This is a genomic window from Lactobacillus psittaci DSM 15354 (assembly GCF_000425905.1).
Taxonomy (GTDB): domain Bacteria; phylum Bacillota; class Bacilli; order Lactobacillales; family Lactobacillaceae; genus Lactobacillus; species Lactobacillus psittaci.
In genome coordinates, this window is sequence record NZ_KE384473.1 from 1 (window position 1) to 13,963 (window position 13,963).

Annotated in this window: 7 protein-coding genes, 26 tRNA genes and 2 rRNA genes; 34 read left to right on the forward strand and 1 reads right to left on the reverse strand. The window is 37.4% G+C overall.

Features of this window, described 5'->3' with window-relative positions; all coding sequences use genetic code 11:
- The 18 genes from H628_RS0104230 to H628_RS0104315 all read left to right on the forward strand — a co-directional run.
- Positions 1-179 (forward strand): 23S ribosomal RNA (locus H628_RS0104230); the annotation flags it as partial.
- Positions 180-237: 58 nt separating this feature from the next.
- Positions 238-354 (forward strand): 5S ribosomal RNA (rrf, locus tag H628_RS0104235).
- Between the two features lie 4 nt (positions 355-358).
- A tRNA-Val gene (locus H628_RS0104240) sits at positions 359-431 on the forward strand.
- A gap of 8 nt (positions 432-439) precedes the next feature.
- Positions 440-512 (forward strand) — tRNA-Lys (locus H628_RS0104245).
- A gap of 14 nt (positions 513-526) precedes the next feature.
- Positions 527-608: transfer RNA gene (locus tag H628_RS0104250), tRNA-Leu, on the forward strand.
- Between the two features lie 29 nt (positions 609-637).
- Positions 638-710 (forward strand) — tRNA-Thr (locus H628_RS0104255).
- A 10-nt stretch (positions 711-720) separates the two neighbouring features.
- Positions 721-792 (forward strand) — tRNA-Gly (locus tag H628_RS0104260).
- Between the two features lie 12 nt (positions 793-804).
- A tRNA-Leu gene (locus tag H628_RS0104265) sits at positions 805-890 on the forward strand.
- A 9-nt stretch (positions 891-899) separates the two neighbouring features.
- Positions 900-973, forward strand: a tRNA-Arg gene (locus tag H628_RS0104270).
- 5 nt (positions 974-978) lie between these two features.
- A tRNA-Pro gene (locus tag H628_RS0104275) sits at positions 979-1,052 on the forward strand.
- Positions 1,053-1,074: 22 nt separating this feature from the next.
- A tRNA-Met gene (locus H628_RS0104280) sits at positions 1,075-1,148 on the forward strand.
- A gap of 9 nt (positions 1,149-1,157) precedes the next feature.
- Positions 1,158-1,231, forward strand: a tRNA-Ile gene (locus tag H628_RS0104285).
- A gap of 27 nt (positions 1,232-1,258) precedes the next feature.
- A tRNA-Met gene (locus H628_RS0104290) sits at positions 1,259-1,332 on the forward strand.
- A 3-nt stretch (positions 1,333-1,335) separates the two neighbouring features.
- A tRNA-Asp gene (locus H628_RS0104295) sits at positions 1,336-1,409 on the forward strand.
- A 7-nt stretch (positions 1,410-1,416) separates the two neighbouring features.
- Positions 1,417-1,489, forward strand: a tRNA-Phe gene (locus tag H628_RS0104300).
- A gap of 18 nt (positions 1,490-1,507) precedes the next feature.
- Positions 1,508-1,578, forward strand: a tRNA-Gly gene (locus H628_RS0104305).
- Between the two features lie 5 nt (positions 1,579-1,583).
- Positions 1,584-1,657 (forward strand) — tRNA-Ile (locus tag H628_RS0104310).
- Positions 1,658-1,660: 3 nt separating this feature from the next.
- Positions 1,661-1,750 (forward strand) — tRNA-Ser (locus tag H628_RS0104315).
- A 96-nt stretch (positions 1,751-1,846) separates the two neighbouring features.
- Here H628_RS0104315 and H628_RS0104320 read toward each other — a convergent pair.
- Positions 1,847-2,791 (reverse strand): diacylglycerol/lipid kinase family protein, encoded by a 945-nt coding sequence (locus H628_RS0104320; RefSeq protein ID WP_027825340.1) that lies wholly within the window; start codon positions 2,789-2,791, stop codon positions 1,847-1,849.
- 198 nt (positions 2,792-2,989) lie between these two features.
- Here H628_RS0104320 and H628_RS07315 point away from each other — a divergent pair, with 198 nt between their 5' ends.
- The 16 genes from H628_RS07315 (at position 2,990) to murC (ending at position 13,892) form a co-directional block, all read left to right on the forward strand.
- The gene (locus tag H628_RS07315; RefSeq protein ID WP_051237965.1) at positions 2,990-5,923 is read left to right on the forward strand and encodes a YhgE/Pip domain-containing protein; all 2,934 of its coding nucleotides are present in this window, start codon (positions 2,990-2,992) and stop codon (positions 5,921-5,923) included.
- A gap of 157 nt (positions 5,924-6,080) precedes the next feature.
- Positions 6,081-6,152: transfer RNA gene (locus tag H628_RS0104330), tRNA-Glu, on the forward strand.
- A 31-nt stretch (positions 6,153-6,183) separates the two neighbouring features.
- Positions 6,184-6,274, forward strand: a tRNA-Ser gene (locus H628_RS0104335).
- A 6-nt stretch (positions 6,275-6,280) separates the two neighbouring features.
- Positions 6,281-6,354, forward strand: a tRNA-Met gene (locus H628_RS0104340).
- Between the two features lie 3 nt (positions 6,355-6,357).
- Positions 6,358-6,431 (forward strand) — tRNA-Asp (locus H628_RS0104345).
- Between the two features lie 5 nt (positions 6,432-6,436).
- A tRNA-Phe gene (locus tag H628_RS0104350) sits at positions 6,437-6,509 on the forward strand.
- Between the two features lie 8 nt (positions 6,510-6,517).
- Positions 6,518-6,599 (forward strand) — tRNA-Tyr (locus H628_RS0104355).
- 4 nt (positions 6,600-6,603) lie between these two features.
- Positions 6,604-6,674: transfer RNA gene (locus H628_RS0104360), tRNA-Trp, on the forward strand.
- Positions 6,675-6,687: 13 nt separating this feature from the next.
- Positions 6,688-6,760 (forward strand) — tRNA-His (locus H628_RS0104365).
- A 55-nt stretch (positions 6,761-6,815) separates the two neighbouring features.
- Positions 6,816-6,886 (forward strand) — tRNA-Cys (locus tag H628_RS0104370).
- 34 nt (positions 6,887-6,920) lie between these two features.
- Positions 6,921-7,004, forward strand: a tRNA-Leu gene (locus H628_RS0104375).
- Positions 7,005-7,106: 102 nt separating this feature from the next.
- Positions 7,107-8,273 (forward strand): glycosyltransferase family 4 protein, encoded by a 1,167-nt coding sequence (locus H628_RS0104380; RefSeq protein ID WP_027825341.1) that lies wholly within the window; start codon positions 7,107-7,109, stop codon positions 8,271-8,273.
- Positions 8,266-9,312 (forward strand): glycosyltransferase family 4 protein, encoded by a 1,047-nt coding sequence (locus tag H628_RS0104385; RefSeq protein ID WP_027825342.1) that lies wholly within the window; start codon positions 8,266-8,268, stop codon positions 9,310-9,312. The genes H628_RS0104380 and H628_RS0104385 overlap by 8 nt, the downstream gene beginning before the upstream one ends.
- Complete coding sequence (locus tag H628_RS0104390) at positions 9,309-10,313, forward strand: lysylphosphatidylglycerol synthase transmembrane domain-containing protein (protein WP_027825343.1); 1,005 nt, start codon at positions 9,309-9,311, stop codon at positions 10,311-10,313. Before H628_RS0104385 ends, H628_RS0104390 begins: the two co-directional genes overlap by 4 nt.
- Before the next feature lie 88 nt (positions 10,314-10,401).
- The gene (locus tag H628_RS0104395; RefSeq protein WP_027825344.1) at positions 10,402-12,480 is read left to right on the forward strand and encodes an LTA synthase family protein; all 2,079 of its coding nucleotides are present in this window, start codon (positions 10,402-10,404) and stop codon (positions 12,478-12,480) included.
- Between the two features lie 101 nt (positions 12,481-12,581).
- Entirely contained in the window at positions 12,582-13,892 is a 1,311-nt protein-coding gene (murC, locus tag H628_RS0104400; protein ID WP_027825345.1) for a UDP-N-acetylmuramate--L-alanine ligase, read from the forward strand.
- Positions 13,893-13,963: the final 71 nt, after the last annotated feature.

Here is a 13,963-nt window from a genome sequence, read left to right on the forward strand (position 1 = left end):
GTAGCTATGTATGGAAGGGATAAGCGCTGAAAGCATCTAAGTGCGAAGCCCCCCTCGAGATGAGATTTCCTTTGCGAAAGCAATAAGACACCTCAAAGACTATGAGGTAGATAGGCTGGGAGTGGAAGTAGAGGGATCTATGGAGCGGACCAGTACTAATCAGTCGAGAACTTGACCAAAGCGCAAGGTTTTTAGTTGGTTGAAATTCAGTTTTGAGCGTAAAAGCTCAAAAAAGAGTGCGGTGGCGATAGCAAGAAGGATACACCTGTACCCATGCCGAACACAGAAGTTAAGCTTCTTCACGCCGAGAGTAGTTGGTGGGAAACTGCCTGCGAGGGTAGGTAGCTGCCGCGCACATGGAGGATTAGCTCAGCTGGGAGAGCATCTGCCTTACAAGCAGGAGGTCACAGGTTCGAGCCCTGTATCCTCCATAATTCCTGAGTTGTTAGCTCAGTTGGTAGAGCAACGGACTTTTAATCCGTGGGTCGAGGGTTCAAGTCCCTCACAGCTCATTGGCCCTAATATCGCGGGTGTGGCGGAATTGGCAGACGCGCTAGATTTAGGTTCTAGTGTTTTCGGACGTGTGGGTTCAAGTCCCACCACCCGTATTGGTTGCCAAACCACACATTGACAATTTGCCGATTTAGCTCAGTTGGTAGAGCATCTGTCTTGTAAACAGGGGGTCGTACGTTCAAATCGTATAATCGGCATTTATATTTTGCGGAAGTAGTTCAGTGGTAGAACATCACCTTGCCATGGTGGGGGTCGCGGGTTCGAATCCCGTCTTCCGCTTTCAATAATGATGCCGGGGTGGCGGAATTGGCAGACGCACGGGACTTAAAATCCCGCGGTTGGTTTCAACCGTACCGGTTCGACTCCGGTCCTCGGCACTTATTGATGCACCCTTAGCGCAACTGGATAGAGTGTCTGACTACGAATCAGAAGGTTGTAGGTTCGAGTCCTACAGGGTGCACTATTCGGGAAGTGGCTCAGTTTGGTAGAGCACCTGGTTTGGGACCAGGGGGTCGCAGGTTCGAATCCTGTCTTCCCGATTGTAATCTATGATTACTTTTTGGCGGTGTAGCTCAGCTGGCTAGAGCGTCCGGTTCATACCCGGGAGGTCGAGGGTTCGATCCCCCCCGCCGCTATTGTTGCTTGGACCTTTAGCTCAGTTGGTTAGAGCAGACGGCTCATAACCGTCTTGTCGTAGGTTCGAGTCCTACAAGGTCCATTTATAGGCCTTTTAATTTAATATAATCGCGGGATGGAGCAGTCTGGTAGCTCGTCGGGCTCATAACCCGAAGGTCGTTGGTTCAAATCCGGCTCCCGCAATATGGTCCATTGGAGTAGTGGTTTATCTCGCCTCCCTGTCACGGAGGAGATCGTCGGTTCAAATCCGTCATGGACCGTAAGAATGGCTCGGTAGCTCAGTTGGTAGAGCAAAGGATTGAAGCTCCTTGTGTCGGCGGTTCGATTCCGTCCCGCGCCATTATTTTTTTAGATATGTGCGGGTATAGTTTAGTGGTAAAACAAAAGCCTTCCAAGCTTTAGTCGCGAGTCCGATTCTCGTTACCCGCTTATATGGGCCTATAGCTCAGCTGGTTAGAGCGCACGCCTGATAAGCGTGAGGTCGATGGTTCAAGTCCATTTAGGCCCATATGGAGCAATACTCAAGTGGCTGAAGAGGCGCCCCTGCTAAGGGTGTAGGTCGGATAATTCCGGCGCGAGGGTTCAAATCTCTCTTGCTCCGTAGTAGCACTACATGTAAATGTAGTGCTTTTTCTTTTATCTATCACTATAAAAAATGCAAGTAAAAAGATATTGATCAATTCAGACCAATATCTTTTTATTTTGTCTTTGATTCTTGCCAAAAAGGATACGAAGCAGTGCTAACAATTAGCTCCACTTCTGATTTTGCAAATTCCTCTCCATCAAGGTGAATAAATTGACTCTTTTTAGTTATTATTTTAAACTTGGAAGATTTAAATCTGTGAACATACTTGCTTTGATCAATCTTACCATTGATGAATAAAAATAGAATTTTCAATAGTGACATCACATTTTTCTTTTCTACCAGAAAGAGCTCTAATTGCCGCTTTTTAAGGCTCATTTCAGGTGAGACTTCAATCCCACCACCAATATAAGGTCCGTTGTTTATAATCGCAATATAGGATCTTTCAAAGGTGTTATTGCCAAGTTTAAGCTTAAATGTTCCTTGTCCCAAAAAAGCTGAAATACCTTTACTAGCATAAGAAAACTTTCCTAGATTAATTTGATTTAGAAATTTTTTCAAAATGGATGAATTAGTCTTGTGGACGATTCTAGCATCAAAGCCAATTCCTAGATTATTAAGGAAGTAACCACTTCTACCACCAATTAGTTCGTGATAATGACCCAAAAAGATTTCAGTAGACTTTTTTGCGTTAAGAATTTGATTTAAGGCTTTTATTGGATTTTCTGATATTCCAAATGAACGTGCAAAGTCATTTCCTGAACCTGTTGGTATATATGATAGAGGTATTTGGCAATTTGGTTTTGTATTCATAAGACCATTTATTGCTTCGTGTAATGTACCATCACCACCTAAAATTAATAAAATATCGGTGGCTTTTTCTTCCGCAATTCTTTTTGCTAAAGCTTGCGCATGGCCCATGTATTCAGTAAAAAAAGTGTGATAACTGATTTCTTTTTCATCTAATATTTGCTTAACTTGGGGCCAAATACTTTTTGCATGGCCTCCACCAGCTTCTGGATTAATAATAATAGAAAAAATTTTTTTATTAGAATTCATATAAAAATATCCTTTAAAATACATACATATCAACTGCTATATAGATTATCAAAGAGAATAAGTTTTGTCATCTTTTTTTAGTTTTAAAATATACGATTGACAAAAATGGATAGAAGACTATAATTTTTAAGTATTGAGTTATACAAATTAACTTATATATAGAAAAAGTCTCTATTACAGAGCTAGTAGGAGTATTTCATGGACAAGATGAAAAATTGGATGAAGGATCATGGTATCCTTACTTTAATAATGGTAGCAACCGCTGTTTTTGCGCCACTATTGTATAGCTTGTCTTTTGTTAAATCGATGTGGGATCCATATGCAGGGGCTAGAAATTTGCCCATTGCAGTTGTTAACAAAGACCAAGCTGTTACCTATCAAAAGAAGAGATTTGCAGTAGGGGATCAAACTGTCGCTCAACTTAAGAAAAATCATGCCCTTAAATGGCAATTCGTAAGTGAAAAACAAGCAAAAGAAGGCTTGAAGAATCGCCAATACTACACTGTTGTGACAATTCCTCGGAGTTTTTCAAAAAATGCGACCACAGTTTTATCTAAGCATCCTAAAAAGATGCAATTGCATTATACGACTAATGATTCACTAAATTATTTAGCTGAAACCATGAGTGAGGTTGGTGTTAAGTCAATTGATGCAAGTATTCGTTCATCTGTAACAAAAGCTTATGCTACTGCCATGTTTAGTCAACTTAAGACTTTAGGTAAAGGAATGACTAAAGCAGCAAATGGTGCTCAGCAGATCAGTGACGGGACCGTTACCCTATCTGATGGTACTAAGGAATACACCGCTGGTGTTTCTAAAGTAAATAATGGTGTACAAACCCTGAAAGTCTCTGTAAGTCCACTTAAGGCAGGTGCACAACAATTGGTTAGTGGCTCTGGACAACTTTTAACTGGACTTAATCAATATACTGGTGGGGTAAATACCTTATTTGCAGGTACTAACAAGTTAGTATCCCAAAATGGTACTTTGATGAATGGGATGACTACTCTTAAAAGTGGTTTGGGCCAATATACTGGTGGAGTAGATCAATTAGCTACTGGCACCAATAAATTGGTTTCAAATAATGATACTATTTTGACGGGTATGAATACCCTTAAAAATGGATTAGGTCAATATACTTCAGGTGTAACTCAATTAAATACAGGTTTAAATACTTTAAGCAGTAACTCAGCTGCATTAAGAGCTGGTGCAGGACAATTGCAAACTGCAAGTGGCCAATTCGGTACCCTTAATTCTGGGGCTCAACAAGTTGCTAGTGGGGTAAGTTCATTTAATTCTGCCTTGAAATCAAGCAATATTGTTGGTCAACTTACAGCAGCTTTAGCAATGCAAAGCCAAGTAACAAGTCTTGAAAAGCAATTAAAAGATGTTGAATCAGCTTTAGACACACTTCAAGGTATTGATGTTAATAGCTTAAAGGCTACCATGGACAAAATTAGTAATGATGGTGCAGGTGCCTGGGGTTCTACTTTTGATATTGACAATGCAAAAGAAAGTGTATCTAATGATGCAAATGAAATCGACAAGTTAATTAGTTCTGACAGCAATATGAGTACAGCAACTAAGGCTAAACTTCAAGAAATTTCAGGTGATTTGAAATCACAAACGAGCACTATTCAAACTGCAAATAGTGGTATCAATAATTTCTTTACTGGAGAATTGATGCCACTTCAAGATCAATTATCTGGAATAATGGATCAAATGACCAAGTTGCATAATCAACTTCCAGCATTCCAAAATACAATGCAAAATGCTCAAACTTTATTGAGTGAAACTGATACCTTGCTTGCAAATCTAGAAAAGAACAAGGGACTTCTGGATGCAATGCCAGGAAAGATTGCACTTTTATCAAGTGCAACTTCACAAATTGCGGCTGGTACTCAGCAACTTGCTGATTCAACTGGTTCAATTAATACTTTAGTTGCTGGTATTAATCAATATACCAATGGTGTAGATACTGCCAATGCTGGTTCAAATAAGCTTGATGCAAATTCATTAAATTTAGTAATGGGCTTTGGTAAGTTATATGATGGAATTAGTCAATATACTGCAGGCGTAACTCAAGTAAATACTGGTGCTCGCAAATTACAAGCTAATTCTCCTGTTTTAGTTACAGGCTTTGGCAAGCTTTACGATGGGGTAGGGCAATACACTAATGGTGTAAGCTTAGTTAATACTGGAGTAGGTACTCTTAATTCTAATAGTGGCAAGTTAACTAGTGGTGCAAGTCAATTAAATACTGCTTTAGCAAGTCTTAATGGCAAAGTTCCTGAATTGATTTCTGGTGTAAATCAATTAGCTACAGGTACTTCAACTTTAGATAGTAATTCTGGCCAATTACGTGCCGGTATGGATAAACTTAATGCAGGTGCAGGTACTTTGGCAGATCAATTAGGGCAAGGTGCAGAAAAAGTAAATTCAACTAATGGTAGTGATGCAAATGCTGGGATGTTTGGCTCACCAACAAACTTGACACATACTTCAAGCAGTAAAGTGCCTAATTATGGTCATGCCTTAGCCCCATTTGCCATGACGACAGGGTTATTCATTGGGGTATTAATCTTTACACTTGAATTTCCAGCTCGTAGAAAACTTAAAGATTTCTCAGAAGCTAAGGATGTATTAATTCATGAGTTTAAGCAAGCCATTCTGGTAACTTTAGGTATGGTTGTAATTTTGAACCTTGTGATGATGGCAGCTGGCTTAAAAGTTGACCATATTGATGCCTTATTTTGGATTAGTTTAGCTTATACTTTAGCGCAAATGGCAATTATGCAGTTATTTACTTTAGCGTTTGGTCGCTTTGGTACAATTGCAGGCTTACTAATCTTTGTTGCATCAATTGGTGGTGCTGGCGGTATGTTCCCAATGCAAGTTACCGATTCATTCTTCAATACAATTCACCCATTTTTACCAATGACTTATGCAATTAACGGTTTCCGTCAAGCAATCACTGGTGGATTAGGAAATGGTTATGCAAATGTAAATGCATTAATTCTCTGGATTGTAGCATTCGCATTCTATGCTCTATTCTTATTAGTTGCGATGTACTTAATTGAAAACAAGGAGTTAGCATTAAGAAAAGCAGCCCAAGCTAAAACAACAATGTAAATACGTTGATATAAAGGGATTTTCTCGATTGAGAAAATCCCTTTTTTACATGTTTTCGAAAAAAATCAAAATTTTTTTGAAAAAAGGTTTGACAAAAGAGTAGGTATTAGGTATTATAATATTTGTGCTTCGGCAAGAGGTACAAAACAAAGAGAACGGCCCGTTGGTCAAGTGGTTAAGACACCGCCCTTTCACGGCGGTAACATGAGTTCAAATCTCGTACGGGTCATTCATCAATTTAATATTCATTGATGAAAAATGGAGGATTACCCAAGTCCGGCTGAAGGGAACGGTCTTGAAAACCGTCAGGCGGGTTTTGCCCGCGCGTGGGTTCGAATCCCACATCCTCCTTATCATCGCGGGATGGAGCAGTCTGGTAGCTCGTCGGGCTCATAACCCGAAGGTCGTTGGTTCAAATCCGGCTCCCGCAATATGGTCCATTGGAGTAGTGGTTTATCTCGCCTCCCTGTCACGGAGGAGATCGTCGGTTCAAATCCGTCATGGACCGTAAATGGCTCGGTAGCTCAGTTGGTAGAGCAAAGGATTGAAGCTCCTTGTGTCGGCGGTTCGATTCCGTCCCGCGCCATGTTTTTTGGAGGAGTAGCGAAGTGGCTAAACGCGGCGGTCTGTAAAACCGCTCTCCCTGAGTTCGGTGGTTCGAATCCACTCTCCTCCATAATAGGGATATAGTTTAAAGGTAGAACAACGGTCTCCAAAACCGTTGGTGTGGGTTCAATTCCTACTATCCCTGTTAGTACTTCACGGCGGAATTGGTGAAGGGGTTAACACACCGGTTTGTGGATCCGGCATGCATGGGTTCGAATCCCATATTCCGCCCTAGGATTGAGATGCTGAAAGGCATCTCATTTCACTACATAAGAAGAAAACTGATGGCGGTGTAGCCAAGTGGTAAGGCAGAGGTCTGCAAAACCTTAATCGTCGGTTCGAATCCGACCCCCGCCTTATAATGACTCAGTTGTCGTTAGTTGAAGTACATGGCGGTGTGGCGGAATTGGCAGACGCGTCAGACTCAAAATCTGGTGTCCCTTGGGACGTATCGGTTCGACCCCGATCACCGCTATAGGTTAACTCGTTTGATTAAGTTCAAACGAGTTTTTTTATTATATAAAATTGCAAGCCAGCAACTATATCTCTATAATAACTAAAGTATGGAGGTTTTTTTATGAATATTGGGTTATATACTGATACTTATTTCCCCCAACTTTCTGGTGTGGCAACTTCAATTCAAACTCTTAAGCGAGCACTAGAAAAAGAAGGGCACAATGTTTTTATTTTTACGACAACTGATCCTCATATTGCCAAAGGAACTGTTGAACCAAATGTCTTCCGTTTTTCAAGTGTTCCATTTATCTCTTTTACTGATAGAAGAATTGCATTTAGAGGTTTATTTGAAGCAACCAAAGTGGCAAAGGAAGTACAGCTAGATATTGTTCATACCCAGACTGAATTTTCGATGGGGTTAATCGGTAAGTATGTAGCTCATCAATTAAATATCCCAGCAATTCATACTTATCACACGATGTATGAGGATTATCTACATTATGTTTTAAATGGTAACCTTTTAAAGCCTGTCCATGTAAAACAATTTACCAAAGCATATTTAAAGAGCATGGATGGAGTGATTGCGCCAAGTAAACGGGTTGAAAGCTTATTAACGCGCTATGATGTAGAAATTCCGATTAGAGTCATTCCTACAGGTGTTGATATTGAAAGTATGAATGGTGATCAAAAGCGCGATGTAAGACCTGAATTAGGAATTAAGCCAGATGATTTAGTAATGCTAACTTTAAGTAGGGTAGCTGCTGAAAAGAAGATTGATCGTATTTTGGACTTATTACCTGATTTAATCGAAAAATTTCCAAATCTAAAACTTGTTATTGCTGGCGATGGTCCTGATAGAGATCTTTTGCAAGATCAAGTAGAACGGTTAACGCTTGAAGACTATGTAATCTTTACAGGGGATATACCACATGAGGATGTTGGTAATTATTACCGTATGGCAGATTTATTTGTATCTGCAAGTGATACAGAAACTCAAGGTTTAACATATATTGAAGCTTTGGCGGCTGGAACTAGAAGTGTTGTTTTTTCAACAGATTATACTGAAAATGTATTTGACAGTGTTGAATTCGGTAAAACTTTTAGTAGCCAAAATGAAATGAAAGATGCAATTGAAACTTATTTGCGAGCAGGCAAAAATAAAATTAATCCTGAAAAATTAGCTAATAAACTAGATAGTTTATCAGCAAAGCATTTTGGAAATGAAGTGGTCGACTTTTATAAAGAAACAATTGCTAGTTATCAAGATAAAGAGGTAAAGCATGATTAGAATTAATATGTTTTCTCAAGCAGATTCAGTTAAAGGGCAAGGTGTTGGTTCTGCTTATCAAGAATTAATTAAATTACTAAGAACAAGATTAGTAGATGATTTTTATGTGACTATCAATAAATATGGCCAAAGTGATTTAACACATTATCACACAATTAATCCCACTTATTTCTTAAATAGTTTTTCAAAAGCAAGAGGCAGAAAAATTGGGTATGTTCACTTTTTACCAGAGACGCTTGAAGGCTCAATCAAACTACCAGCTCCTGCTAGACAAGCATTTTATGACTATGTGATTAGCTTTTATAAACGAATGGATCAAATTGTAGTTGTAAATCCAATCTTTATTGATAAGTTAGTAGCACATGGCTTAGACCGAGAGAAAATTCGTTATATTCCTAATTTTGTAGCAAAAAGTGAGTTTTATCCTCAAACTACTGTGCAAAAAAATGCTTTTAGAAAACAGTTGGGTATCCCACTAGATAAATTTGTTATTTTTGGGGATGGACAGGTTCAAGAGCGTAAGGGGGTAGATGATTTTGCCAAGCTTGCGCAAGCTAATCCAGATATTCAATTTATTTGGGCTGGTGGTTTTTCTTTTGGAAAAATGACAGATGGCTATGATCATTACAAGGCCTTACTTGATAACCCACCTAAGAATTTGACTTTTACGGGAATTATTGATCGTGAAGAATTGGTGAATTATTTAAATATTGCTGATTTATTCTTGTTACCATCATTTGATGAACTCTTCCCAATGTCTGTTTTGGAAGCTTTATCTTGTCATACACCTGTTTTATTAAGAAACCTTGATTTATATAAGGCGATTTTAGATGGATATTATTTATCTGGTAACGACTATTCTGAATTGAACGAAGTTATTCACAAGCTTGTTAAAAATCCTACTATTTTGAAAGAATATTCAGCTCTTGCCAAAAAAGCCAGTGAACAGTATTCAGAAGAACACTTAGCTGAAATTTGGAGAGATTTTTATAATGAGCAATATCGACTAGGAGTTGAATTAGGACAAATTCGCCCATGAAAAAAGGTCATTTAATTGGTATACTAGTAGTTTTGATTATATCTTCTTTAGTACTTTATCAAGAGTTAAAGACTACTAATTTTACAACTCTAGTTAGCCAAGTTGCTAAGCTTAATTACTTTTATATAGGTTTAATAATTCTGATTGTCTTATTTTCTTATCTATGTGAAGCGGGGATTTTGCAAACTTTGAGTCAAAGCAAGGGAGTAAAAAAGCTAATTCATTTTTATCGCGTTCCATTAATTCAGTCACTTTTTAATGCAATTACACCTTTAGCGACAGGTGGACAGCCCGCTCAATTATTTGCTCTTTCACAAATGGGATATAGTGTAGGTAGTGCCACCTCTTTATTGATGATGAAATTTATTATTTATCAGATTGTGGTATTTTTTGCCTATATTATTACCTTTGTCACTAAATTTAACTTTATTATGGTGAATTATCGGGCTTTAAGTCTTGTTATAATTTTAGGCTTTATTTTGCATATTAGTTCAATAGTTTTTTTGTTTTTAGTTCTATTTGCTTATCGTCCTTTGAAAAAAATAACTTACTTATTATCAAAGGCCTTAGCACGAATTAGTAACGAGAATAGGGCGAAAAAGTTTCAAGTGGGACTTATAAAACAAATTGACTCTTATCATCATGAAAGTAAAGTACTTATGAAAAACAAGCGTGCCTTACTAATTAGTCTAGTTTTAACGATTTTACAAATTGGCTGTTATTTTAGTGTCCCATTTTTGACACTATTAGCATTAAATTTACAGGCTAATTATTTCGATTTACTAGCAATGAATATTTTAGTAGTGCTTTTTATGGCAACAATTCCAATTCCAGGTGCAAGTGGTGGAGCTGAATTTAGTTTTCAAGCATTATTTAAACGTTATGTTGTTAGCAATGCTCAACTTGTCTTAGGACTATTTATTTGGAGATTTTTTACTTATTTCATGGGGATGTTATTGGGAATTTTTGCTTGGATTTTCAAGCCAGCAAAAAGCAATTAATTTTTCTTTAAATGGTTGCCACTTTTCATTAGCAAGCTGAAGTAAGTAGTATCATTAATTGAAAGAAAGATTGAAAGGAATTTATTGGATGTTACGTGCCAAAAAAGTATCCAATTGGCTCTTTCATACCAAATTGGGGTATTTTACATTTGTCTTAGCTTTATTCTGGCTAAAGACTTACTACATTTATTTGAATAAATTTAGTTTGGGTGCCAAAGGGGCAATGCAACATTTTCTGCTTTTGATGAATCCGATTCCAGCTGCAATGTTGTTACTAGGAATTGGTTTGTTTTTCAAAGGTAGAAAATCATATTGGATTATTTTTACCATAGATACCATTATGAGCTTTTGGCTGTTTGCAAATATTCTTTACTACCGAGAATTTTCTAATTTCTTGTCGTTTGCAATTATGTCAACTTCCGGTTCAACCAGTGATAATTTGGGCAAAAGTATTGCTGGAATTACAGAGCCAACTGACTTTTTAGCATTTTTAGATGTTTTAATTATCTTAATTATGCTAATTTTTAAAGTCTTTAAAATTGATGTTCGTCGATTAAAAGTGAAAGTAACATCATTAGTTGAAGTTTTAGCTCTGACTTTGATGGGTTTAAATTTAGTCATGTCTCAAAAGGATCGTTCAGGGTTACTAACTAGAACTTTTGACAATAATTATATTGTTAAGTACTTGGGAATGAACGAATATGCCCTTTATGATGGTGTGAAAACTGCACAAAATAATGCCGAAATGGCTAAAGCAAATGTCTCAGATATTAAGGCTGTTCAGGCATACATCAAGCGTCATCAAATTGCTGATAATGCTAGCTATACTGGAGTAGCAAGAGGCAAGAATGTGTTAATTATCCACCTGGAAAGTTTTCAACAATTCTTGATTGATTATAAGTGGAAGGGTGAAGAAGTCACTCCTAATTTGAATAAGCTTTATCACGAAAGTGATACGATTAGTTTTAATAACTTCTTCAATCAAGTTGGTCAGGGGAAAACGTCTGATGCCGAAATGATGCTTGAAAATTCACTTTATGGTTTAAGTTCAGGCTCAGCAATGGCAAGTTATGGGACGTCAAATACTTTTGAATCAGCTCCCGCAATCTTGAGTCAAGAAGGCGGTTATACTACAGCTGTTATGCATGGTGGTGAAGGTTCATTCTGGAATCGAAATAATGCTTATAAGCAGTTTGGCTATCAATACTTTATGCCACTTAGTTATTACAAGAATAAGAAGGGCTATTATATTGGCTATGGCATCAAGGACAAAATTTTCTTTGATCAGTCAATTAAGTATATTGAACGCCTGCCACAACCATTTTATTTAAAAATGATTACCGTAACTAACCACTATCCTTATGATATCGACAAGAAGAATCAATCAATTGATAAGACCGATACTGGGGATTCAACTGTTGATGGTTATGTTCAAACCGCGCACTATTTAGATCAAGCAATTGGTGAGTTGATGTCATATCTTAAAAAGACTGGCCTTGAAAAGAATACCTTATTGGTTCTTTATGGTGACCACTATGGTATTTCTGGAAATCACCACAAGGCAATGGCGCAATTGCTAGATAAGAAGTCATATAATGATCTTGATAATTTGAAGCAACAACGTGTCCCATTTATGATTCACATGCCAGGACTTAAGGGTGGTATCAATCATACTTATGGTGGTGAAATAGATGTTTTACCAACTTTATTGAATTTGCTAGGAATTAATGACTCAGAGACTATCCAATTTGGTCATGACTTATTGGCAACTAATCGACAACAATTAGTTGCACAGCGAAATGGTGATTTTATCTCACCAAAATATAGTAAAGTTACAGGTGCTTATTACTACACTAAATCTGGTAAGAAGATAAAGCATCCATCGAAAAAGCAAAAGGCTGAACTTGAAGCAATGTCAAATGAGGTAACGACTCAGTTATCACTTTCTGATCGGGTAATACGTGGTAATTTATTGCGTTTTTACCATCCTAGTTGGTTTAAACCTGTTAAGGCAAAAAACTATGACTACCAAAAGAAGATTTCTTTGAAACGCTTATATGCAGCTGATAAAAAGAAGAAATCTAGTCTTTGGTATAAAAATGGCCAAAAGACAACTCAAGCAGATTTTTCAACTGATGCACCAGAATTGAAAAAGGATAGTAAATAAAATTACTGATAAAAGAGCCTAAAGGGGCTCTTTTTTCTTGAAAAAAATGGTATCATGAAAAAGATTGAACTCAAGATATTTTTGAATTTGGAGTAATGATTATGTTAGATAAAACAAAGCAATATTGGTTTATTGGTATTAAAGGTACAGGTATGGCTTCTTTAGCCTTGATTATGAATGATTTAGGTTATCAAGTAGCGGGTAGTGATATTGATATAGAAACATTTACCCAAAAACCGCTTGAAGATAAAAATATTGTCATTAAGAGTTTTAATGCCGATAATATCGAAAAAAGTGGACAAGTTATCGTAAAGGGTAATGCATTTAAGTCTGAAAATCCAGAAGTAGCACGTGCCCTTGAACTAGGTGTACCAATGCATTCTTACCCAGATACTGTTGAAGAAATTATTCAACAATATACTAGTATCGGTGTTAGTGGGGCCCATGGAAAAACTTCTACTACCGCATTATTATCACATGTTTTAACTGAAGCAGCTCCAACTTCATATTTAATTGGTGATGGTGAAGGTCGCGGCGTTAAAGGTTCACGCTTCTTTGTTTATGAAGCAGATGAATACCGTCGTCACTTTTTAGCATATCATCCTGATTATCAGATTATGACCAACATCGATTTTGATCACCCAGATTACTTTACTGATATTAATGACACGCAAAGAGCATTCCAATCAGCAGCTGATCAAACTAAGAAGGCACTCTTTGTTTGGGGCGATGATCCTCGTTTGAAATTAATTGAAACCAAAATTCCAAAATATACTTATGGCTTTAAAGATAGCGATGACTTCCAAGCTTATAACGTTGTTAAGTCAACTGATGGCACTAGCTTTAGTGTTAAGGCACATGGTGAGGCTGTAGGTGAATTTAAGACTCATTTGTTTGGTGACCATAACATTATGAACGCCTTAGCGGTAATTGGAGTTGCCTTAACTGAAAAAGTTCCAATGGAAGATATCAAGAAGGGCTTAATTAGTTATGGTGGGGCAAAACGTCGCTTTAGTGAAAAAGATTTCGGTGATATCACTGTGATTGATGACTACGCTCACCACCCAACTGAAATGAAGGCTACAATCCAAGCAGCTAAGCAAAAGTTCCCAGATAAGAAGTTGGTTGTTGTCTTCCAACCTCATACTTACTCAAGAACTAAAGAATTTGCTAGCCAATTTATTGAAATCCTTAAAGGCGTTGATAAGGCCTACATTACTCCAATCTTTGGTTCAGCTAGAGAAAAGAGTGGAGATATTTCAAGTGAAGATCTTACTAGCCAAATCCCAGGTAGTGAAGTTATTGATTTAGCTAATATCAAGGATTTAACTAAGAATGAAAATGCAGTAGTCGTATTCATGGGTGCTGGCGATATTGAAAAGTATGAAGATGCTTTTGAAAAGTTATTATAAGAATAAATAATCTCAGATAAACAAAGAGGATAGCCATCCTCTTTGTTTTTTATTACCTCAAAAACTGTTAA